25 protein-coding genes are annotated in these 20,672 nt (G+C 40.6%); 5 read left to right on the forward strand and 20 right to left on the reverse strand.

Going from position 1 to position 20,672, the window contains the following annotated elements:
- Positions 1-2: 2 nt before the first annotated feature.
- From der to AC3WTL_RS18490, 4 genes are all read right to left on the reverse strand, one after another.
- Positions 3-1,313 carry a ribosome biogenesis GTPase Der gene (der, locus tag AC3WTL_RS18475; protein ID WP_048008162.1) on the reverse strand — a complete coding sequence of 437 codons (1,311 nt, stop codon included), beginning with the start codon at positions 1,311-1,313 and terminating at the stop codon, positions 3-5.
- Between the two features lie 240 nt (positions 1,314-1,553).
- Positions 1,554-1,739 (reverse strand): capping complex subunit for YIEGIA, encoded by a 186-nt coding sequence (locus AC3WTL_RS18480; protein WP_048008161.1) that lies wholly within the window; start codon positions 1,737-1,739, stop codon positions 1,554-1,556.
- A gap of 3 nt (positions 1,740-1,742) precedes the next feature.
- On the reverse strand, positions 1,743-2,630 hold the full coding sequence (locus AC3WTL_RS18485) for a YIEGIA family protein (RefSeq protein WP_048008160.1): 888 nt from the start codon (positions 2,628-2,630) through the stop codon (positions 1,743-1,745).
- Positions 2,627-3,235, reverse strand: a complete 609-nt coding sequence (locus tag AC3WTL_RS18490) for a YphA family membrane protein (protein ID WP_222497878.1) — start codon at positions 3,233-3,235, stop codon at positions 2,627-2,629. Before AC3WTL_RS18490 ends, AC3WTL_RS18485 begins: the two co-directional genes overlap by 4 nt.
- Before the next feature lie 146 nt (positions 3,236-3,381).
- Here AC3WTL_RS18490 and AC3WTL_RS18495 point away from each other — a divergent pair, with 146 nt between their 5' ends.
- Positions 3,382-3,525, forward strand: coding sequence for a YpzI family protein (locus AC3WTL_RS18495; RefSeq protein ID WP_082138921.1), 144 nt, complete (start codon positions 3,382-3,384; stop codon positions 3,523-3,525).
- A 70-nt stretch (positions 3,526-3,595) separates the two neighbouring features.
- Here the strand turns inward: AC3WTL_RS18495 and fni are convergent, their stop codons facing one another.
- The 9 genes from fni to prsW all read right to left on the reverse strand — a co-directional run bounded on the left by fni (position 3,596) and on the right by prsW (position 11,838).
- Positions 3,596-4,657: a type 2 isopentenyl-diphosphate Delta-isomerase gene (gene fni / locus AC3WTL_RS18500; protein WP_252219328.1), complete on the reverse strand. Its 1,062-nt coding sequence runs from the start codon at positions 4,655-4,657 to the stop codon at positions 3,596-3,598.
- 12 nt (positions 4,658-4,669) lie between these two features.
- Positions 4,670-5,809 (reverse strand): 30S ribosomal protein S1, encoded by a 1,140-nt coding sequence (gene rpsA, locus AC3WTL_RS18505; RefSeq protein WP_048008157.1) that lies wholly within the window; start codon positions 5,807-5,809, stop codon positions 4,670-4,672.
- A gap of 253 nt (positions 5,810-6,062) precedes the next feature.
- Positions 6,063-6,644, reverse strand: coding sequence for a lysophospholipid acyltransferase family protein (locus AC3WTL_RS18510; RefSeq protein ID WP_197213679.1), 582 nt, complete (start codon positions 6,642-6,644; stop codon positions 6,063-6,065).
- Positions 6,641-7,321 carry a (d)CMP kinase gene (gene cmk, locus AC3WTL_RS18515; RefSeq protein ID WP_197213677.1) on the reverse strand — a complete coding sequence of 227 codons (681 nt, stop codon included), beginning with the start codon at positions 7,319-7,321 and terminating at the stop codon, positions 6,641-6,643. The genes AC3WTL_RS18510 and cmk overlap by 4 nt, the downstream gene beginning before the upstream one ends.
- Before the next feature lie 166 nt (positions 7,322-7,487).
- Positions 7,488-7,673, reverse strand: a complete 186-nt coding sequence (locus AC3WTL_RS18520; RefSeq protein ID WP_386852051.1) for a YpfB family protein — start codon at positions 7,671-7,673, stop codon at positions 7,488-7,490.
- 87 nt (positions 7,674-7,760) lie between these two features.
- Positions 7,761-8,420 carry a flagellar brake protein gene (locus AC3WTL_RS18525; protein ID WP_197213675.1) on the reverse strand — a complete coding sequence of 220 codons (660 nt, stop codon included), beginning with the start codon at positions 8,418-8,420 and terminating at the stop codon, positions 7,761-7,763.
- 409 nt (positions 8,421-8,829) lie between these two features.
- Positions 8,830-10,179, reverse strand: a complete 1,350-nt coding sequence (ypeB, locus tag AC3WTL_RS18530; RefSeq protein ID WP_048008152.1) for a germination protein YpeB — start codon at positions 10,177-10,179, stop codon at positions 8,830-8,832.
- 14 nt (positions 10,180-10,193) lie between these two features.
- The gene (gene sleB, locus AC3WTL_RS18535; RefSeq protein ID WP_048008151.1) at positions 10,194-11,030 is read right to left on the reverse strand and encodes a spore cortex-lytic enzyme; all 837 of its coding nucleotides are present in this window, start codon (positions 11,028-11,030) and stop codon (positions 10,194-10,196) included.
- Positions 11,031-11,148: 118 nt separating this feature from the next.
- Complete coding sequence (gene prsW, locus AC3WTL_RS18540; protein WP_197208381.1) at positions 11,149-11,838, reverse strand: glutamic-type intramembrane protease PrsW; 690 nt, start codon at positions 11,836-11,838, stop codon at positions 11,149-11,151.
- Between the two features lie 132 nt (positions 11,839-11,970).
- Between prsW and AC3WTL_RS18545 the strand changes: the two genes are divergently transcribed.
- On the forward strand, positions 11,971-12,939 hold the full coding sequence (locus AC3WTL_RS18545) for an asparaginase (RefSeq protein ID WP_492369863.1): 969 nt from the start codon (positions 11,971-11,973) through the stop codon (positions 12,937-12,939).
- Positions 12,940-12,961: 22 nt separating this feature from the next.
- Here AC3WTL_RS18545 and AC3WTL_RS18550 read toward each other — a convergent pair whose 3' ends face one another.
- The 7 genes from AC3WTL_RS18550 to AC3WTL_RS18580 all read right to left on the reverse strand — a co-directional run bounded on the left by AC3WTL_RS18550 (position 12,962) and on the right by AC3WTL_RS18580 (position 19,367).
- Positions 12,962-13,942: a YpdA family putative bacillithiol disulfide reductase gene (locus AC3WTL_RS18550; protein WP_261391205.1), complete on the reverse strand. Its 981-nt coding sequence runs from the start codon at positions 13,940-13,942 to the stop codon at positions 12,962-12,964.
- 115 nt (positions 13,943-14,057) lie between these two features.
- Positions 14,058-15,332, reverse strand: coding sequence for a Glu/Leu/Phe/Val family dehydrogenase (locus AC3WTL_RS18555; protein ID WP_048008147.1), 1,275 nt, complete (start codon positions 15,330-15,332; stop codon positions 14,058-14,060).
- Between the two features lie 389 nt (positions 15,333-15,721).
- Positions 15,722-16,300 carry a genetic competence negative regulator gene (locus AC3WTL_RS18560; protein ID WP_222497868.1) on the reverse strand — a complete coding sequence of 193 codons (579 nt, stop codon included), beginning with the start codon at positions 16,298-16,300 and terminating at the stop codon, positions 15,722-15,724.
- 126 nt (positions 16,301-16,426) lie between these two features.
- Positions 16,427-17,332, reverse strand: coding sequence for a MerR family transcriptional regulator (locus tag AC3WTL_RS18565; protein WP_222497866.1), 906 nt, complete (start codon positions 17,330-17,332; stop codon positions 16,427-16,429).
- Between the two features lie 121 nt (positions 17,333-17,453).
- Entirely contained in the window at positions 17,454-18,242 is a 789-nt protein-coding gene (locus tag AC3WTL_RS18570; protein ID WP_492369864.1) for a metallophosphoesterase, read from the reverse strand.
- Between the two features lie 28 nt (positions 18,243-18,270).
- Positions 18,271-18,675: a hypothetical protein gene (locus AC3WTL_RS18575; RefSeq protein WP_222497862.1), complete on the reverse strand. Its 405-nt coding sequence runs from the start codon at positions 18,673-18,675 to the stop codon at positions 18,271-18,273.
- A gap of 59 nt (positions 18,676-18,734) precedes the next feature.
- On the reverse strand, positions 18,735-19,367 hold the full coding sequence (locus AC3WTL_RS18580; RefSeq protein ID WP_061792426.1) for a CBS domain-containing protein: 633 nt from the start codon (positions 19,365-19,367) through the stop codon (positions 18,735-18,737).
- A 146-nt stretch (positions 19,368-19,513) separates the two neighbouring features.
- Between AC3WTL_RS18580 and AC3WTL_RS18585 the strand changes: the two genes are divergently transcribed.
- The 3 genes from AC3WTL_RS18585 (at position 19,514) to cotJC (ending at position 20,647) form a co-directional block, all read left to right on the forward strand.
- The gene (locus AC3WTL_RS18585; RefSeq protein ID WP_048008142.1) at positions 19,514-19,741 is read left to right on the forward strand and encodes a spore coat associated protein CotJA; all 228 of its coding nucleotides are present in this window, start codon (positions 19,514-19,516) and stop codon (positions 19,739-19,741) included.
- Positions 19,741-20,001 (forward strand): spore coat protein CotJB, encoded by a 261-nt coding sequence (locus tag AC3WTL_RS18590; RefSeq protein WP_048008141.1) that lies wholly within the window; start codon positions 19,741-19,743, stop codon positions 19,999-20,001. The genes AC3WTL_RS18585 and AC3WTL_RS18590 overlap by 1 nt, the downstream gene beginning before the upstream one ends.
- 76 nt (positions 20,002-20,077) lie before the next feature.
- Positions 20,078-20,647, forward strand: coding sequence for a spore coat protein CotJC (cotJC, locus tag AC3WTL_RS18595; protein WP_048008140.1), 570 nt, complete (start codon positions 20,078-20,080; stop codon positions 20,645-20,647).
- The last annotated feature ends 25 nt before the right edge of the window (positions 20,648-20,672 follow it).

Below are 20,672 nucleotides of genomic sequence, written 5' to 3' on the forward strand. Positions count from 1 at the left end.
CATTATTTTCTTTCCCTAGCAAATATCTTAATAGGTGTGCCTTCAAAACCAAAAGCGTCCCTGATTCGGTTTTCCAGGAACCGTTCATATGAAAAATGAAGAAGTTCAGGATCATTGACAAACACAACAAATGTCGGCGGCTTCACAGCAACCTGTGTGGTGTAATAAATTCTGAGGCGTCTTCCTTTATCTGTTGGCGTAGGATTCATTGCAACAGCATCCATGACAACATCATTCAAGACGCTTGTTTCAACACGCAAAGAATGATTTTCACTGGCTGTGTTAATCATTGGAATAAGTGTATGAATACGCTTTTTAGTTTTGGCAGAAAGGAAAACAACAGGTGCATAATCCAGGAATTGAAAATGCTCACGGATATTTTGTTCAAATGCCTTCATTGTTTTCTCATCTTTTTCAACAGCATCCCACTTATTGACAACGATAACAACAGCTCTGCCTGCTTCATGAGCATAACCGGCTATGCGCTTGTCCTGTTCAATGATTCCTTCTTCCCCATCAATGACCACCAGGACAACATCGGAACGTTCAATTGCCCTCAAAGCTCTTAGTACACTATATTTTTCTGTTGTTTCATATACTTTCCCTTTTTTTCGCATACCCGCAGTATCAATGATGACATATTCCTGTCCATCCACTTTTACCTTCGAGTCGATTGCATCTCTTGTGGTGCCTGCAATATTGCTGACAATGACCCGTTCTTCGCCAAGCATTGCATTTACAAGGGAGGATTTCCCGACATTCGGGCGGCCAATTAATGAAAACTTAATGACATCTTCTCCATATTCACTTTGGCCATGTTTTGGGAAATGCTTAGCAGCTTCATCAAGCAAGTCTCCAAGACCAAGACCATGGGAACCTGAAATCGGAAACGGCTCACCAAAGCCAAGTGCATAAAAGTCATAAATCAAATCCCGCATCTCAGGGTTATCGATTTTATTCACACCCAGAACTACAGGCTTTTTGGCTTTATATAAAATTTTCGCAACTTCCTCATCTGCAGAGGTGACACCCTCTCTTCCGTTCACAAGAAAGACAATGACATCTGCTTCATCTATCGCAATTTCTGCCTGAAGACGAATTTGCTCTAAAAATGGCTCGTCCCCAATATCAATTCCGCCTGTATCAATAATATTAAAATCATGAGTCAGCCATTCTGCAGAACTATAAATTCTGTCCCTGGTCACTCCCGGAATATCTTCGACAATTGATATCCGTTCTCCTACAATTCTGTTAAATATCGTTGATTTTCCAACGTTAGGACGCCCGACAATAGCCAAAACTGGTTTTGCCATGAACATCACCCTTTCGATTCTTTATTCTTAAATTGTTAAACTTTGCGTCTATGATCCATTTAGGACTTTTACTTAAAGTAAGCATACAGATGGCTGTCCACAATAACACTACATTGATGTTAAAACCATCCAAAACGCTTTACATTTATAAAATAAACCCTTCTCAAAGATAGAAGGGTCTAACTTAGATATTTTAACAAAGAGAAACCTTCACGGCAATGAAAAACTTGGAAACCTCCCTTAATGCTTAACAATTACATATAGTTCTTCTGTTAAGGCATGGGCAATTCCGTCTAGAATTGCTTCGAGATTGGCTGCGATGATTTCCATTTCTTTTTTATCTTCACAATGAAAAACGGCTGTTCCTGAAGGTATTTTGGATGGATTTGTTGTAATTGCAGCAAGTATGTATTTTTCAAGCACCATACACTAACTTCCTTTCCCGTTCGTTTGCCGTTCAGTAGGCATCCTAATCGCATTTTCGAGTGTCGGGACTGCTTCGATGACTTTTAGGGCTTTATTAATATCCTTTTCCTGGGGCAAGACAAATACCCCTACACGCCCATCATCCAGATCCCTTTTCGCCAGAGGAACAAGCGCAGGAGTCCCGGAATCCCGGTAAACACCCAAAGCTGTAGAAACATCATGCAATATAGCCTGCCTCTGTCCCAGATTAGCAATAGTGGATCGGGCATTGAAATTTTTTGGATTTAAAATAAAACCCATGCCATATCGGAGCACTTCTGCTTGCCTTTCAGGCAAGCCTATATTCATAATGTAAATATTGTCCACATACAAGCCCGCTCCATCAAAACGCGGTTCCACAAACTCAACATCAACAATATCCTTCAGCCTGCCACCCGACATTAATTTCGTGGAAATCAGTAAGGCAAGAACGGCTGCCGCAAGTCCTCCCCATATATTAAACAGCAGATAGCCTAGCGTACTAAGCAATGATGTGAAGATTACAAGATAATTCCTGCTTTCAAAGGCTATTGCTACACCTTCTATATATGTTTTGCCTCTTGGAACCATTTCATAGCTGTCCAGCTCAGTAAGTGTGTTTCTCTCCATATTTCTGACTTCTCTAAACTGGGATGCTGCAAGAGTCAGAAAGGTGATGGCTGTGAAGTCTTCCTCCATAATTGAAGGAATTGCTACCGTTCCCAGGCCTGCAGCAATGAATCCCAGTGCAACGTGTATAATTTTCCCATGCAAATATGTAGGATATTGCCGGTAATCGGTCCGAAGCATATAAATACGGGTCAAGGTTCCTGTTGCCAGACCAAAAAGGATCGGGTACGTGTATTCACTCATGATAATTTTTGTTTCTCCCTTTCAAAATGTTTAAAGTTCGCTTCAATATATTTGACCGTCCAATGCACTGCAATCCATAAAGAAGATATGGAAATTGAAATGGCCATGATATCCAAAAAGGCCAATGATCCAATCGTATACGGAAAGGAAAATGATTTAAGGATAAATGCATACAAAAATTCTCCCTGAATGCCTCCGAGCAATATTAACGGCAGCCTGAGCATTCTGTTTTTTTGCAGGAGTACAGCCATATAAACCATAAGGACTGAAAGCATCCATTCCCGGGAGAAAATCACCCAAACAGGATCAAACAGTTCAAAAAGGTGAAAAGTGACATAGGCCATCATCAGGATGAATGTGCAAAAAAGGAAATAAAGTTTGCTCAGTTTTTTTAGTCTCCCGGCAAAAACATATAGTGATGCAAGCAGAAAAAGTACAGCGATACCAATTTCAAAATTAAGGATATTAACTGTCAGGGGTGACATGATCATTAAGCATAAGATCCAGGCAGACAATAAAAACCTGTATTTATTAGTTCGAGCCATAAAAAAAGTCGCCATAATCCAAACCATCCAGGAAATCCAATAAAAAATTAACCCTTCCATCCTCTACCTCCTATCATTTCCATTATGGCTACTTCGTATGTAAATTAACCCTGTAAGTTCAAAAGCTGCGTCTATGGAATCCCAGTTGCCTTTTTTGCATAATTCTCTTCCGCTCACTTCATCTTAATAACATGGAGGTGTTAAATATGGGCAAAGACAGACAGGAAAAAAAGCTGAAGAATAGCGGAAAAGTGGAGTCCGATCGCGACCAGGCACTTCATTATCCTGGAGCTTCCAAGATGCAGAGTCCCGAAGAAGCCAGATCTCTGAATGATTCGAAATACAGTTAAGAAAAGCTGCTGCGCCTTGCTATGCACTGCAGCCATAATGAAAAAAATAGCTCTCGTCAAATGACGAGAGCTATTTTTTGATGGTCCGTCTGGAATATGCTTTTGTATCAATTCCACGTTCATTCAGCCAATGGTGGGTTCTTCCAGATATGATAATCGGAGACTGCTTTAGTTCCGCTATGTTTTTTGCCCCCAAGGCAGTCATGATCATCTTCAATTCAGAATGAATACTGTTAATCTCTTCGATAAGTGCCTCAAGTCCTTCTTTCATCAGAACCTTTAAAAAGAATCCCGCCATCCCGGCAGCTCCTGCACCAAGCGCAACTGCCTTTGCTATATCATGACTTGTCTGAATTCCCCCGGAAGCAATGACAGCAACGCCTGCTTTTAAAGATGCAGCTTCTGCGATGGAGACAGCTGTCGGTATTCCCCATTCATCGAAAAACGTTAACAGTCTATCTCTTCTTGCATTTTCAATACGGGAGAAATTTGTTCCTCCAAATCCGCCGATATCAATGGCTGTAACACCGACAGATGCAAGCATTGAAGCTGCTTCTTTATTTATGCCAAACCCTACTTCTTTTACTACTACTGGGACTTCCGAATGGGCGACAATATTTTCAATTCTCTTTAATGCACCGCGAAAATCACGGTCCCCTTCCGGCATGGTCAATTCCTGTACAGCATTTAAATGAATTTGCAGTGCATCTGCTTCAATCATATCAACTGCTGCTTTTGCCTGATCGATTGTAGCTTCACTTCCTAAGTTGCCAAAAATAATTCCTCGGGGGTTTTCTCGTCTGACAACCCTGTAGGATTCTGCTTCACTTGGATCCTTAAGTGCAGACATCTGAGACCCTACTGCCATAGCAAGGCCTGTTGATTTGGCAGCCAAGGCGAGATCCCGGTTAATTTGAACCGTTCTTTCTCCTCCGCCTCCTGTCATGGCATTTATAAAAATTGGCGAACTTAATGAAAGTTCGCCAATTGAAGTGCCTAAATCTGCCTGATCAAGAAACGCATCAGGAAGGCTTTGATGTACAAAAGCAACATCCGCTAAACCGGTATTGCTGCTCTGGCCTGTTGCTAAAGCATGCTGTATATGATCCCATTTACGTTTTGATCTGGACACAATTTATCACCATTACTTTTTTAAATTCTTTAGCTGGTCGCCAATCATATCACCAAGCGAGAAGCCTTTTGTTTCTTCAGGAAGTTCATAGTCAGTCACTTCTTCCTGCTCTTTTTCAAGAAGATCTTTGATGCTCAATGACAAACGCTGATCCTGTTCGTTCACATCAAGAACCTTCACTTTCACTTCCTGTCCTTCGCTTAGAACTTCATGTGGAGTTCCGATGTGCTTATGAGCAATTTGAGAAATATGGACAAGTCCTTCAACACCCGGGAAAACTTCAACAAATGCTCCGTATGAAACAAGCCTTCTTACTGTTCCATCAAGTGTGCTGCCTTTAGGAGCCTTCTCGCTGATATTATCCCATGGTCCAGGCAGAGTCTCCTTAATGGATAGCGAAATGCGTTCATTGTCGCGGTCAACGCTTAATACTTTCACTTTCACTTTTTGGCCTTCCTCGACAACATCTGAAGGCTTTTCCACATGCTCATAGGAAAGCTGGGAAATATGAACAAGTCCATCTATTCCGCCGATATCAACAAATGCTCCAAAGTCAGTAATTCTTTGAACTGTTCCATCCAGAACCTGGCCTGCCTGAAGGGACTCCAGCACTTGATGTTTCTGCTTGCCTTTTTCTTCCTCTATTACAGCACGATGGGAAAGAATCAGACGATTTTTATCTTTATCAAGCTCAACAATTTTAAATGTCATCGTTTTGCCTTTATAATCAGTAAAATCTTCAACAAAATGAGCTTCAACCAGGGAAGCAGGAACAAAACCGCGAACACCCAGGTCTACTACTAATCCGCCTTTAACTACATCTTTTATTTCTGCTTCAAAAACTTCACCCTCATTGAATTTCTTTTCGAGAGTTTCCCATGACTTACTGGCATCAACTTTACGCTTTGAAAGAATAAGAGCATCTTCCTCGACTTTTAAAACCTCAAGCTCGAGTTGGTCTCCTTCTGATACCGCATCGCCAGCTTTTTCAATGTGCAGGCTTGAAAGCTCGCTGATTGGGATAATCCCATCCAGTTTGCTGTCAGCAAGATCAACAATGACTTGCTTTTCTTCAACCTTGGTAACTTGGCCTTTTACCTTGTCACCCACCTCAAAATTTTTAACTTCTACTTGATTCATTTCCTCTGACATATGTATTCCTCCTTAATCCAATGGCTGCTTTCAAATTTTTAATCTGTATTCAACTGCCTGCCATCCAGGCAAGAACCCTGTGTCAGCAGCAGAAATACTCGAATGGCTAATTATTTGCAGGCTATTTTTCAACTGTTTTGATTGTAAAATTGTTCAGTAAAGGAAAGCCTTATTTTTCGAATATTTTCGCCTTTTAAAAAAATGCCTTTTTACTAACTTCTTACAAAAGAAGTTTTTTGTCAAGCAAGAAGGTCTATGAGTAATCTTCAATTAATTTACGGATTTCAGACATAATCATATCTGTGGTTTCCTCCGCCGAGGCCTTTCTTTCTCTGAGCTCGTTCATATCAATTGGTTTTCCGTAAACAACTTTTAATTTTGAAAAAGCTTTATAAGGACCAATAATGGCGCATGGAACAACATGCGCTTCCGATCTGAGAGCAAAAAAACCTGCTCCGGCCAGCCCTTTTCCCAGCTGTCCCGTTTTACTTCTAGTACCCTCCGGAAACAGACCTAAAACATTACCTTCTTTTAGAATTCCAAGACCTTTTCTTAATGCTTCCCTGTCACTCATTCCTCTTTTGACAGGAAAAGCATTTAGATGGGGAACAATTTTTCCGAGGACCGGAACATTAAAAAGCTCTTCTTTTGCCATAAAATATACTGGCCTTGGAGCATTAATGCCGACTACGGGAGGATCCAGATTATCTATATGATTAGAGCAAAGGAGAACTCCGCCTTCTTTCGGAAAGTTCTCCTTTCCGAATACTTCAAACCTGTAAATGGGTTTTAGGACTCCATAGACTGCCGCTTTGGCAAAAGCGTAGAGATTCACTTAGAACCAATCCTTTCAATAGCCAGATCCATTATCCTGTCGACTACCTGCCCAATTGACAAGGATGTTGTATCAATCTCCTTTGCATCAGCCGCTTTTCTTAATGGAGCTATTTCACGTTCAGAGTCCAGCTTGTCCCTTAGAGAGATTTCCTCCTTCAGCTTGTCCAGGTCAGATGAATATCCCTTTTGGATATTTTCGTTATGCCGCCTTAGTGCTCTTTCATCGACAGAAGCCAGAAGGAAAACCTTCACTTCTGCATGGGGCAGGACATGGGTTCCGATATCCCTGCCATCCATTACCACTCCTCCATTTAAAGCAAAGCTTTGCTGGCGCGAAACCATTTCTTCCCTAACCAGCCTATGCATGGAGACAACGGAAACAGAATTTGTCACTTCGGAAGTCCTGATTTCATTTGTCACATCCTGGCCGTCAAGATGAATTAATTGCCCTTTTTCGCCTGGCTGCAGTTCAATAACTGTATTGTTTAAAATCTCCATAAGAGAGGCTTCATCTTCGAGGTTTGCATTTTTCTGAATTGCTTTATAAGTCAAGGCTCGATACATGGCACCAGTATCAATATATATGTAAGATAATTTCTCCGCCACGATCTTTGCTACTGTACTTTTCCCTGCAGCAGCTGGGCCGTCAATTGCGATTGATATACGTTTACTCATAGTTCCTCCTGTGTAACCCTGGCCGCTTTTTCCCCAGGTTCATTCCGCTTTTATTTTAACATAATAAGTCTGCTTCAGTGCATAAATAAGCTGTATTTTAAGTCTTACAAATTTTCAAAAGCAGTCTTAAAAAATTTCACCACAAAAATAAGCAGGCGCCTGCCTGCTAATTATTTTTCCTGAAAGTTTCAAGCAGCTCAGTAAAATTCTGATCTGTGACACCTTCATACTGTGTCAGCTGCTTTAATTCGGGAAAAGCATCCATATGGTGAAAAAAAAATTGAGTGATCAGCAGGAAAACAAATTGCACTATTATTAATTTAAGAATAATCCTCTCCACTGTTTTCATCATTGCCATCTCTCCAACCGGAAATATAAAATCAAGTCAATAGACTTCACCATCTATTATGAGAGATGAATATAAAAATTATTCCTTTCTTCATATTTCCAGGCCTTTTTTCTTCATGGCCAACTGCCTTTCGAAACAAAAGCGCAGAAGCAATTGCCTGTCCTGCGGGCTTACCTCCATAAACTGAACAGAAATAAGCGATTTACCATTTCGGGGTTCAGAGACTCTTATTACCTTACTTTTAAGCTTCAAATAATAATTGACACCGTTTTGCATGGCTAATACGAAATAAGTAAATATTTGCATATTGGCTTTTAAGGAACTGTCCATCTTAGCAATGATCGCAGCCCCGCCTGCACTAATATCATCCGTAACGGACACAAAAGGAGAGAACTCATTATCTTCCGCATGGATTGCAACATCAACAGGAGTTTCTACCCGGACAAACTGCCGTCTTTGAATTTTCACTAAATGTTCATCCCCGGGATATGATAAAATCATCATCGGGATTTTTTGCTTAACTCTTCCAAGAACCTCGCTTTCGAAAAGGTATACCGTTCCATCATCAGCCAAAAAGGTAGCCTTCAGCTGTGTACCATCAACCAGAAATGCAGTTTTATTCGTTTCCTGATTTATTGGATAATCAATATATAAGTTATTTCCTTCTCTTTCGGCAAGCTTGCATTTATACTTCTCAGGTTTTTCAGAGTACGTCAATTCGAGCATCAATGCTTCACCAATATTTATCATACTTCCACACTTCCCCATAATAAAAGGATAATCTTGTCATTTAATTATGAACGCTATATAAGAATCCTGCAATAACATTTTTATTTTCTTTAGGTAAAAAGACCCAAACACTCTGAATAAGTTGCTGTTCTTTAATGCTGTCCGTTGATTTCCGCTCCAGGCTGCTCAGCGAACCGCGGGGCGGGCGGTGAGCCTCCTCGACGCTCTGCGTCTGCGGGGTCTGACCTGTCCCGCTACTCCCGCAGGACATTGAATAAGCTTCCTTGGATAAACACCGCACGAAGAAAATTCGAATGCATTTTCGAGGATCTCGCACCTTCCGCTCCAATCAACTCAGTGAATAATATACAAAAAGCAACAAACCTTCGAAAATAGCCAAACAAAAAAAAGAAAGCCTATCCGGCTTTCTCTACACTACATCTTCAAATATTGGTTCTGCATTCTTAAGCTTTTCTACTTTTTCTTCCTGTCCAGTTTCTGCATTAATATAAATCCTGTAAGTATCTTCACCCAATGTGCCCATAAATTCATAACAGGAAACTTCCTGATTTAAATCGTTAATGATTATTGCACGCCTGTCTTCCATGACCTTCAGCTGCGGATTCACCTTGGATCTTGCCTCTTCTGAAGTAATCGCAGGCTCAGGGATTTCTCGCTGGTGATGAGATTTTAAATAATCTTCGGCAGAAAAAGCAGTCATCCTGCCATTGTCAAGCGCAATTTTCACACGGATGGAGTCCGGATAAATTCTTACACCATCCTGGTTCGACACGAAGGTGAATACCCCTAAATTGTCATATTGGGCACTCTCGAATAAATCCAGGTCTTTAAAGCCATTGTCCTTAAGAAATTTAACTGCATTATTGCTGGCCTCATTAAGACTTACTTTTTGTTTCGCCACTTTCCGGTCGAGGATAAACCAGATTGGATAGCCGCCTTTTTTGGTAATATCCATGTTTGCTTCTTCATTTGTTTTCTCGTTTAGGATACTCACACTGAAAAACCCGTAATCAGATCCCTTGCCGTTTTCCGTTACTCTGATATTCACATTCTTTCCCAAACCTGCATAACGCTGGCCAATACGTGCAGCTTCTTTTTCTGTTATTTCTTTGCCATTCAGATATTTGTAGTTTTCATCTTTTTTCTGCATATTTACAAATGCAGGCCCAAAGTCTGTCTCTCCATAGCCTTCAACTGTTTTTTCCACTGTCTTAAAGCCATCTATGATTGTATTATCTGCAGGTTCTTTATTGGACGCGAGAGCCATTTCCACATCCATCCATCTTAAGTTCTTTTCAAGAACCATATGCTGTACTTTACGTAAATCCTGCTGAACATCCGCAGATTGCTTATAAAGCTGTTTGAGCGTTTGGTATTCCTTCTCAGATAATGGCTCCTTCTCTAAATCTCTTACTGCTGTCCGATAACTGAAATCTCCAATATTGGATAGAAATTCTTCGGTTTTATTGAAAGGAAGAAGTGTTAGAGGCAGCTGGCCCACATCCGAGTGGGCTTCTGAAGTCAATCTCCATACTTCTGCCAATTCAGGTGATAGCGAAGTTCTCGAATTCATCGCTAAAGTTGTTCCGATTTTGTCATGCAATAGGTCGACTTGATAAGTTAAATCATGAAATGCTCTTTGATAATTATTTTCAGCATTAATGAGGATTGCATTTTTCTCCCGGTGTTCCTGATAACCCCAAAACGCTGTACCGGCAACACCCAGCGCAAGTACTCCAATAAGAATTCCTCTAAGCATGATTATTCACCCCTCTATTTACAGAATATATGTTTTCCAATCCGCTTGATTTGCGGCCGTGTCCAAATCCATCCGCTTGTAGCGGTATCCGGATTAAAATAATACAGCGCCTCTCCTGTCGGATCCCATCCATTAATCGCATCCAGTACTGCTTTTTTTGCCGTATCATTCGGTGTTAGCCATATCTGTCCATCGGCAACGGCAGTAAAAGCACGAGGCTCAAAAATGACACCAGAAACAGTGTTTGGGAATGAAGCACTGTTTACACGGTTTAAGATAACTGCAGCAACTGCCACCTGGCCTGTATACGGTTCTCCTCTTGACTCTCCATAGACTGCATTGGCCATTAGCTGAATATCATTTTCCGAGAATCCATTAGGGACATTTGAAGCAGTGGGCTGTTTGGGAGCTTCCTGCTGCTGTGCTGTTCCCCCCGTTGACCCTTGCTGAGGCTTAGTCTGCTTTTCAGTTTCCACCCCGCCATAATGGGTAAATTTATTGCCCTTATTGATTTGTTCTTTCACATATTGTTCATTATATTTAGATGCTTTCACGAGCTTGTTTTTTGTTTCCTGGCCGGCAAGCCCGTCAATGGGAAGTCCAAATTCATATTGGAAGTTCCTAAGTGCCCAATAGGTTCCCCACCCAAAGACTCCATCGATCTTCCCATTGTAAAAGCCTAAATACTGCAGACGGGATTGAAGTTCTATTACATCGTTACCTACAGCCCCGTGCTGAATCACCTGATTTGAAAAGGCATTGGCTTTTTCCATATTCCCGCTCAATGGAATTCCCAGAACACAAAGGGAGATTATGAGTAACACCTTTCCTGCCATAAATTTCTTTTTCATGGATTATAACCTCCAAAAGTCAATCTTTTATCATTGACCCTATTTTTTGTAGTCTCTGGCTTTTTATTCAATAACTTGAATCATTTATTAAGGTTGCCGGCAAATAAAAAACCCTCCATCAGGAATGGAGAGTTTTCTGTATATCAATTTGATTATTCATATGCTTTACACTATGAGCCCTTGCTTTTTTAACTTTTCTTAAGCCCAGCCACCAAAGGAAGATCATAAATGGAAACATGATAAAAATCCAATGCTTAAGGGAAATAAGGATATAGTCGTAAATACCGTGAAGGAGAAAAGGTATAAGAAGTGAAAAGGCTATCCATTTTTTTGTAGATGTTGCCGAGAATTTTCCTTTTCCTATATAATAGCCCATGATAACACCGAAGAGAGCATGACTGGAAACCGGGAGCAAGGCCCTCCCAAGTGCGTGTTCCACACCTAGCCCGATGAGATAGAAGATATTTTCTGCAGTAGCAAAGCCGAGTGATACCGAGGCACCATACACTATTCCATCATATGGTTCATCAAAGGTTATATGCTGATAAATAGTATAGAATAATATAAACCATTTAAAGAACTCTTCCAGCATGCTTGATGATAGAAATGCATCCGCTAAACTGGACTGCAGCACCCCTTCAGCTTCTAAAACATATTGGATGAACATGATGGGGAACACAAGCAAAGCACCAAATAAAAAAGTTTTAAAAACCATTGAGATGGGTTCTGACTCATATTGATCTTTTAAATAAAAGTAACTTAATAGTGCCAGTCCCGGCGCGATGCCAGCGGATAATATTCCCAGCATGAGCTGTCCTCTTTTCAATCTGTTTTCTTAATCGTATCATGATATAGTAAGAATTAAAATGATTATTCAAATATTGGAAAAGAAATATTTCGGTTCATATTTATTTTTCAAGGCGAAAATTGGGGGATTAACATGGAGAAAAAAAAGATACTTGTTTTACACACAGGAGGCACCATTTCAATGAGCGAGGATGCAGCAACAGGTGCCGTAAAACCAACAGATAATAATCCATTAACTGAAAAAACAAAGGAACTGCTGTCCCTTGCAGAATTACTGATTGAAGAGCCATTCCACCTTCCTTCACCGCATATTACGCCAAAGGAAATGCTTAAATTAAAGGAAATCATTGAAAACAGCCTTGCAAAGGATGAGATTAGCGGCGTAGTGATCACACATGGAACAGATACGTTAGAAGAGACAGCCTACTTTTTGGACTTAAGTGTGAAAACATCTCTTCCGATCGTTGTTACAGGTGCAATGAGATCGAGTAATGAAATCGGTTCAGACGGACTATACAACCTTATTTCTTCTATTCGTGTAGCTGCTTGTGAAGAAGCAAAAGACAAAGGAGTCCTTGTCGTTTTGAATGATGAAATCCATACAGCAGAAAATGTTACAAAAACACATACGAGTAATGTCTCTACTTTCCAGAGCCCTCAGTACGGGCCAATTGGAATAGTCACAAAGAGAGGTGTATTATTCCATAACGCGCCGACAAATAGAGAATACTACCCTTTGGATACAGTTGTAAAAAAAGTCACACTCATTAAAGCCTTCGCCGGAATGGATTCTTCTTTGCTTCATGCGATAGGGAATTTAGATTTCGATGGTGTTGTTATCGAAGCACTTGGACAAGGTAATCTGCCTCCAGCCACAATTGAGGGCATTAAAGCCCTTACAGAAAAAAACATTCCGATTATATTGGTTTCCCGCTGTTTCAATGGAATTGCTCAAGATGTTTATGGTTATGACGGAGGCGGAAAACATCTCAAGGACATGGGGGTAATATTTTCAAATGGGCTTAATGGACAAAAAGCCAGAATTAAACTGTTAATTGGACTGGAGACACAGCAAAATATCGAAGAGATTTTTCAAATATAATTAAAAGGCTGATCTGAAATGATCAGCCTTTTCTGTTTCCGCTCTCTTTTTCAATTATTGCTTTTGCTATTTGTCCGCCGTGAAATCTTCCATTTTCAATAAAAATTTCGTTGGCATTATTTCCGGCAGCTATCACACCTGCAATAAATATTCCAGGGACATTCGTTTCCATTGTTTCAGGGTTAAATTGAGGGCGCCCGGTTTCATCATTAATTTGAATCCCCATATTTCTTAAAAATCCGTGATCAGGATGATAGCCAGTCATGGCAAACACAAAATCGTTCTTAATGTCAAAGGCTTTACCATCCACTGTATATAATAGCTTATTTTCATTAATTTCTTTCACATGTGCATTGAACTCCATTTTAATGACGCCATTTCTCACTAAAGACTCAAACTCAGGCAGAATCCAGGGCTTTATGCTTGGTGAATATTCTGTTCCGCGATAGATCACCGTAACTCTTGCTCCTGCTTTTACCAGTTCGATTGCGGCATCAACGCTTGAGTTCTTCCCTCCGATAACTGCTACGTCTTTATCAAAAAATGGGTGAGCTTCTTTGAAATAGTGAAATACCTTTGAAAGATCCTCACCGGGAACTTCCATGTAATTGGGATTATCATAATAACCTGTAGCAATTATGACGTTATTGACTGTATAATCCCCCTTATCAGTTTGTACTTCAAATGCTTCGGAATGATTTTTTACTACATTTAGAACTTTTTCGTAAGCATTGATCTTAATGCCTTTCCTTTTCACCACTTCCCGGTAATACGTTAGCGCCTGGTTTCTCTTAGGCTTGTAATTTTCCGTTATGAAGGGCACCCCTCCGATTTCGAGCTTCTCACTTGTGCTGAAGAAAGTCTGGTGTGTTGGGTAGTTGTATATTGCATTTACGATATTGCCCTTTTCAATAACAAGGGGGGTTTTTCCAGCTTCCTGAAGGGCAATGGCAGCTGCCAGTCCGCAGGGCCCTCCCCCAACAATAATAGCGTCTATATTCAAAATTCTCACTCCTTAAATGCCAAAAACAAGTATTCCATGCTGCTGTTTATAAAAAATCTCCCATCAGTTTATGATAGGAGATTTTTTATGATTATTCAAATGTGAAGATTTACAGTTAAATCCATCCACGGAATCTTGAAGCTTCCGCCATTTTTCTGACACCTACCATGTAGGCAGCCAGACGCATATCTACACGGCGTGTTTGGGATGTCTGATAGATATTATCGAATGATTTAACCATGACTTTCTCAAGCTTTTCTTCTACTTCTTCTTCAGTCCAGTAATATCCCTGGTTATTTTGAACCCATTCGAAATAGGATACTGTTACACCGCCGGCAGAAGCCAGTACATCAGGGACAAGCAGGATTCCCCGCTCAGACAGAATCTGTGTTGCTTCCAAAGTAGTTGGCCCGTTAGCCGCCTCCACTACAATGCCAGCTCTTATGTTATGTGCATTTTCTTCTGTTATCTGGTTTTCTATGGCTGCCGGGACCAGAATATCGCAATCAAGTTCAAGCAGCTCTTTATTTGAAATTGTATCATTAAACAATTTTGTCACAGTGCCAAAGCTGTCACGGCGATCCAAAAGGTAATCAATATCAAGGCCGTTTGGATCATATAAACCGCCATAAGCATCTGAAATACCAACAACCTTTGCACCTGCATCATGCATAAACTTTGAGAGGAAACTTCCAGCGTTTCCGAATCCCTGAACAACAACTCTTGCACCTTCAAGGTTAATGCCTTTTTTCTTGGCAGCTTCCCGAATGCAAATTGTAACCCCTTTAGCTGTTGCTGATTCCCGTCCATGTGAACCCCCAAGTACAAGTGGTTTACCGGTAATAAAGCCTGGGGAATTAAATTCATCAATCCGGCTGTATTCATCCATCATCCATGCCATGATCTGCGAGTTGGTAAATACATCAGGCGCAGGAATATCCTTAGTAGGTCCTACAATTTGACTGATTGCCCGAACATATCCGCGGCTTAGCCGCTCTAACTCACCGAAGGACATATCGCGCGGGTCACAAACGATTCCGCCTTTACCTCCGCCATATGGAAGATCTACAATTCCGCATTTCAAGCTCATCCAAATCGACAGTGCTTTTACTTCCTTTTCAGTTACATTCGGGTGAAAACGAATACCGCCTTTAGTAGGACCAACAGCATCATTATGCTGGGCCCGGTAGCCAGTAAAGACTTTTACTGTTCCGTCATCCATCCGTACAGGAATTTTCACTGTCATCATACGAATTGGCTCTTTAAGAAGCTCATACACCTCATCGGAATAACCCAGCTTCCCTAAAGCCTTATGTATGACCGTTTGAGTCGACTTTAAAACGTCCAATTTTTCAGCTTTATTTGAATCAGTACCTTTCTCGGCTACCATTTGTAAACCTCCTAGAAAAATCACTTTCATTAGTTGTCCGCTTCCATGGAATAGTATACACCTTTGCCTAATTTATGCAAGAAGAATAATGCGGTTTTCCTCATTTTTTGATATTTTTGTGAAAACGCTGTCAGCGTTGGTATTAAAGGGAATTTTCTGTTTACTCCCAGTACTCCTTTTCCCGCTGAAGGGCAAAAGAAACCTCCTGTTTCCTTTTGTAAAGTAACATCTTTATATATGATATTATTGCAGCTGTTTGACTATATTTGGTTTACCCAATTTTTATATAATTCATGAGCTATTAATCCAGATTCGTTGCTGGATGCAGCGAATGCATATTGCAAAAGAGTAACCTGCATAAAAAAAAGAGGTTGGATCCCCTCTTTACATTATGAGAAATATTCCACCAGCGTTTTTACTGCATTGGCTTCGATCAGCACTTTCCCATATTCCTGAATAACGTGAATGCTGGTAAAAGCCGAATCACCGTACTCAGCTAATATGGCAATTACCCGGTGAATATTCCCCCCCTCCAAATCTGCTGCATGATAAAAATATTTTTCTTTATAAAAGTATAGGCTTCCTTCCTCAATCTGCACGCTGTTCAGACTTTTTGCCATTTGAATTACATGTTCAAAATCCAGGAATTCGAATAATATATCTTCACTGCCATCAACAGTTACCTGCATTTCAATAAAACCATCCTCAAGGAGCTCTTCATCCATCTGCTCCTCCATCGTAACAATCATCACCATTCCCTGTGCCTGCATGGAGAATATTTCCACTGCTACTGACCCATGAATGTCTACACCGAATTCTTCACTTGCTTCTTCCAGCATTTCATGAAAAAGCTGATGCCATTTTAATGAATCCTTCAAGACATCTTCCTTAGTCAGTCCCCTATCATTCAAGTCATCTAAAGTGAGAAAGATTTTGATTTTATTATAATTCAAACGTTCTAAGCGCATGATAAGCCCCCTGACCTGAACCAACTCTTTGGTTTAGTGTATGATATATTGCTTAGTTTGTGAGTCGTCTTTTTTTCTGTGACTAAAAAAAGAAAAGACCCGGCAATTAACCGCCAGATCTATTGTTTAAAGGAGCCGTTCTTTAATCCATTCTTCCCATTCTTGGGGAGAACTTCCGGGTATAAACTGTTCATACTTCATTTTTTCTTCATTGCTTAGGGAATCAATGCCGAATCCCCCAATGCCTACATGGAGGTTTCCATAAGTCCCGGTAAGTCTCTCTGAAAGTTTAAGGGTTTCCGGCACGTTTGCCTTCATTGTACACGACAGAAATAAAAACTTGGGTTTAACCACTCCAATTACAGTGTCAATATCTTCATCAGCAATGCTTGTCCCAAGGTAAACAACCTCAAATCCTCTTCTCCGCAGAAATAACGTAAAAATTAAAAGTCCTAATTCGTGAGCTTCTCCAGGCCCGCAAACTGCGACCACCTTTGGCAGAACCCCGTTATGCGGAAATGAATGCAGAATCATCCCTATTCTTGACCTTAATATGGAAGAGGCAAAGTGCTCATGAGCAGTGGTAATTTTCCCATCCTCCCATAGATGTCCAATTTTCACTAAAAGAGAGCCTAGTATATCAATTAGGACTTTATCTATTGTGTAAAAACTAAAAGCCTGATTAATCAAATCATGCGCTTTCGATTCATTAAATTGAAGGAGAGCTTCAAGAAGCTCATTGGCGAGGGCACCCGACCGGTCTCCTTCCTTATCCACCTGAAGCGGCTCGGCATTTAATTCCTTATTCTCAAGAAGGGAAACAGCCTGGCTGATGGAAAAGCCCTGATCTACTTTCATGATCAGCCATTTTAGTATTTTGATATGCTCTTCGGTGTATAGTCTATGGCCTGATTCATTTCTCTTTGGAGCAACGATTTGATACCGCCTTTCCCACGCCCTTAAGGTTCCTGGCTGAATACCGAGCATCTTAGAAACAGCCTTAATATTATATTTACCTTCTTCAGTTGCCATGCTCAGCCCTCCCTTCAATGCTAATTAGCAAATATCGCTGGACAGCGATTAAATTTCAGAACTTATACCTACTTAAAAAGTATAAAAACAACAGTAAGTATTGTAAAATCTGGATGTGTTTTCATTTTGAAGCTAAGATATCAGCTTTTTTTAAGGTGATGAAGTGAGTTTCAGACTTTGCTCCCAGCCTTAAAGGCACTCCAGTCGTTCCATAGCCGTTGCTGATCAGAATTGTTGTTTGCGGCAGCACTTTTATCCGTCCCTTTTCATAAGGGCTATAACCCAAAATATGTATTTGTCCGCCATGCGTATGCCCGCTTAAGACAAGGTGAATATTTTGTTCTTTTTCTATACTATTAATGATTCGTGGATCATGGCTGACGAGAACCCTAAATCCGTCAGAGCCTGCATCCTCAAGTGCAAGGTCGAGCCGATCCCTCTCTTTGCTGAAATCATCTGTACCCAGCAGAATAAAACGCTCACCTTCCTCTGATTCAAAAGAGAGGGCAGTGTTATCTAGAATTTTAACTCCGCATTCGAGGAGGAGGGCGTCGAGCTGATGGTAATCAACTTCATAATCATTGTTCCCCCACACGAAATAGACAGGCCCGCATTCCTTCAAACCCAGCAGGTTTTTCCTTACTCTATCAAAAGGGATTCCTCTTTCCAAGAGATCGCCGCCGATAATCACCAGGTCAGGCTTCTTCTCTTTTATCTCCCCGATAATGGTTTCTGATACTGTCCTCCTATGAATATCAGAAATAAAAAAAAGCTTTATTTCACCAAAGGTTTCCGGAAATTCAGGAAAAGAAAGCTCTTTATATATAATTCTATCTGCAAATGCCTCCCTAAGCATAAACAATAGTAAACCCGCAACGCCAATTAAGGCTAAAGCTATTAAGTATATCATAAATCCTCCTGCCATAAATTTCCTTTACTCAGTCTCCAGCAAAATTGATTTTCTTGAAATCTAAAGAAATAATACCATAGATTGCCGAAAAACAGAAAAGGACAAACGCTTCCCATGGCGAAAGGACTGATAAAGTAAAAAAGCATCCCATCAGCAATAAGATCAGAACAGTCCCAAATAAAGCATTGCTTTCTTTCAATGACTTGAAATTTTTAAAAACTCCTGCAGCCCATTCGATGATCATCCTAATGATTTCTGCGTTGGCAATAAAGGAGATAAGAAAAAAAGTCATTCCCAGGACAAAGCCTGCCGGCTCGAGCACAAAAATAACAATCATATCTGAAATGCCCATGGGAATAGACACCGGAAAAAGTTTAATATATAAAATGCCGCCAATAAAGCCTGTCACCAGCTTCAGCAAAATAATAAACAATAAAAATCCCTCCCATACAGAGTGTATGAGAAGGATTTATTTTGTTGACTATATATACATTAATCTTCAGTAATATCCAGAACACGGAAACCTGATTTTTCAAGCCGGCTGATGAACTTATCCATATTATCATTTTTCTCTACTTTCATCACGATGCGGCGGACCAGCTTGTCTGTTTCATCAAAAGTAACAAGGGATATGATGTGTTCATGGAAATAATGGGCGATTTCGGCCAAACGGGCAATTCGCCCCTCCGCTTCCACAGAGGTAAACGCAATCCTGACACCGGGTTTATTCGTCCCAAAGGCAGATTGAAATTGAGCCAGAACATCAAAGCGGGTAACGATGCCCAGAAATTTACGGTTTTCGCCCAAAACAGCAAGTAAAGGAAAATCCTTTAAATCCAGCAGTGTTTTTTCAAAAATTTCATTCCCCTGTAAATATTGTTCCTGATGTGTGGCAATATCTTTTACGAGTGTTCCTCCAAGAAACTCTTCCTTTGATTTTCCTGACAAAAAGAAGTTCTCATATATTCCATATCTGGTAATTATGCCGGCATATTGATCGCCGTCCAACACAGGAAGTCCATCAATCTGGTTGTCCTCAAGCAAATCCAGAGCATCTTTCAATGCTTCATCCTGTCTGATCGTTTTACAGTTATGTTTAGGGATCATAATACTTTTCACAAACATTGCCATCACCTCAAGAATAATATTAATTAGACCTAACATTTAATTCGCCATTTATTCAACTTTCCCCTCTTTTTATTGGAGTAAACGATCATAAAATCACTGTGCTTTTCATAAGTTTCAATGACGCATAAAAAGGAGGGATTATGATGAATACACTCCGCAAGACCTGGCACCCATATGTTAGCCCCTTTGACCCCTGCACTCCTATAAAGGTCAAAACTTATTCCACACCTCCAAACCTTTATATGGGTTTTCAGCCGCCAGGACTGGAACAATTTACACCAATGCAGGCCTTAAAAACAGGAACTCTGTGGAAGGCTTTCTATGATCCATGGTACAGTCCCTATGAAAAATCCAGGGAGGGACAGCAGTAATGAAACAATTACCCGCAGATTACTACCAGCTTCTTGAACAGCTTCAGGCTGTGGACTTTGTTCTTGTTGAGCTGACTTTATACCTTGATACGCACAATAATGATACAGAAGCCATTAAGCAATTCAACCATTATGCAAAAGAACGGAAAAAACTGAGAAATGCCATTGAAAGCAAATATGGTCCATTAATGCAATTTGGCCACAGCTATTCGGGACAGCCATGGAATTGGGATGATCCCCCGTGGCCATGGCAGGTATAGTTGATTTTCAGGCGCCTTCTTCATGGGGAGGCGCTCAAGACTTACTAACGGACTTCCAAAGGAGGCTGAGAATAAAATGTGGGTTTATGAAAAAAAACTGCAATACCCGGTGAAGGTAAGCACTTGCAATCCTAAGCTGGCAAAGTATCTAATAGAACAATATGGGGGAGCGGACGGTGAACTTGCTGCCGCACTAAGATATTTGAATCAGCGTTATACTATACCGGATAAGGTCATCGGACTACTTACAGATATAGGAACAGAGGAGTTTGCACATCTGGAAATGATTGCGACAATGATTTACAAATTAACGAAGGATGCTACACCTGATCAAATGAAGGCTGCCGGCCTGGATGCCCATTATGCTAACCATGATAATGCTCTGTTTTATCATAATGCTGCAGGTGTGCCGTGGACAGCTTCTTATATCCAGGCAAAAGGCGATCCAATAGCAGATTTATACGAAGATATCGCCGCAGAAGAGAAAGCAAGGGCAACCTATCAGTGGATTATAAATTTGAGTGATGATCCGGATCTAAATGACGGACTCCGGTTTTTAAGAGAAAGAGAGATCATCCATTCACAGCGCTTCAGAGAAGCCGTTGAGATTCTAAAGGAAGAACGGGATAAAAAGAAATTCTTCTAAATACTTAACAAAAAGAAGCAGGCAG

Source organism: Cytobacillus sp. EB106-05-05-XG126, from assembly GCF_058791715.1.

Coding starts and splice junctions, on each gene's coding strand:
- der (WP_048008162.1), bottom strand. CDS start 1,313: ATGGCAAAACCAGTTTTGGCTATTGTCGGGCGTCCTAACGTTGGAAAA.
- AC3WTL_RS18480 (WP_048008161.1), bottom strand. CDS start 1,739: ATGGTGCTTGAAAAATACATACTTGCTGCAATTACAACAAATCCATCC.
- AC3WTL_RS18485 (WP_048008160.1), bottom strand. CDS start 2,630: ATGAGTGAATACACGTACCCGATCCTTTTTGGTCTGGCAACAGGAACC.
- AC3WTL_RS18490 (WP_222497878.1), bottom strand. CDS start 3,235: ATGGAAGGGTTAATTTTTTATTGGATTTCCTGGATGGTTTGGATTATG.
- AC3WTL_RS18495 (WP_082138921.1), top strand. CDS start 3,382: ATGGGCAAAGACAGACAGGAAAAAAAGCTGAAGAATAGCGGAAAAGTG.
- rpsA (WP_048008157.1), bottom strand. CDS start 5,809: ATGTCAGAGGAAATGAATCAAGTAGAAGTTAAAAATTTTGAGGTGGGT.
- cmk (WP_197213677.1), bottom strand. CDS start 7,321: ATGAGTAAACGTATATCAATCGCAATTGACGGCCCAGCTGCTGCAGGG.
- AC3WTL_RS18520 (WP_386852051.1), bottom strand. CDS start 7,673: ATGATGAAAACAGTGGAGAGGATTATTCTTAAATTAATAATAGTGCAA.
- AC3WTL_RS18525 (WP_197213675.1), bottom strand. CDS start 8,420: ATGATAAATATTGGTGAAGCATTGATGCTCGAATTGACGTACTCTGAA.
- ypeB (WP_048008152.1), bottom strand. CDS start 10,179: ATGCTTAGAGGAATTCTTATTGGAGTACTTGCGCTGGGTGTTGCCGGT.
- sleB (WP_048008151.1), bottom strand. CDS start 11,030: ATGAAAAAGAAATTTATGGCAGGAAAGGTGTTACTCATAATCTCCCTT.
- prsW (WP_197208381.1), bottom strand. CDS start 11,838: ATGCTGGGAATATTATCCGCTGGCATCGCGCCGGGACTGGCACTATTA.
- AC3WTL_RS18545 (WP_492369863.1), top strand. CDS start 11,971: ATGGAGAAAAAAAAGATACTTGTTTTACACACAGGAGGCACCATTTCA.
- AC3WTL_RS18555 (WP_048008147.1), bottom strand. CDS start 15,332: ATGGTAGCCGAGAAAGGTACTGATTCAAATAAAGCTGAAAAATTGGAC.
- AC3WTL_RS18560 (WP_222497868.1), bottom strand. CDS start 16,300: ATGCGCTTAGAACGTTTGAATTATAATAAAATCAAAATCTTTCTCACT.
- AC3WTL_RS18565 (WP_222497866.1), bottom strand. CDS start 17,332: ATGGCAACTGAAGAAGGTAAATATAATATTAAGGCTGTTTCTAAGATG.
- AC3WTL_RS18570 (WP_492369864.1), bottom strand. CDS start 18,242: ATGATATACTTAATAGCTTTAGCCTTAATTGGCGTTGCGGGTTTACTA.
- AC3WTL_RS18580 (WP_061792426.1), bottom strand. CDS start 19,367: ATGTTTGTGAAAAGTATTATGATCCCTAAACATAACTGTAAAACGATC.
- AC3WTL_RS18585 (WP_048008142.1), top strand. CDS start 19,514: ATGAATACACTCCGCAAGACCTGGCACCCATATGTTAGCCCCTTTGAC.
- AC3WTL_RS18590 (WP_048008141.1), top strand. CDS start 19,741: ATGAAACAATTACCCGCAGATTACTACCAGCTTCTTGAACAGCTTCAG.
- cotJC (WP_048008140.1), top strand. CDS start 20,078: ATGTGGGTTTATGAAAAAAAACTGCAATACCCGGTGAAGGTAAGCACT.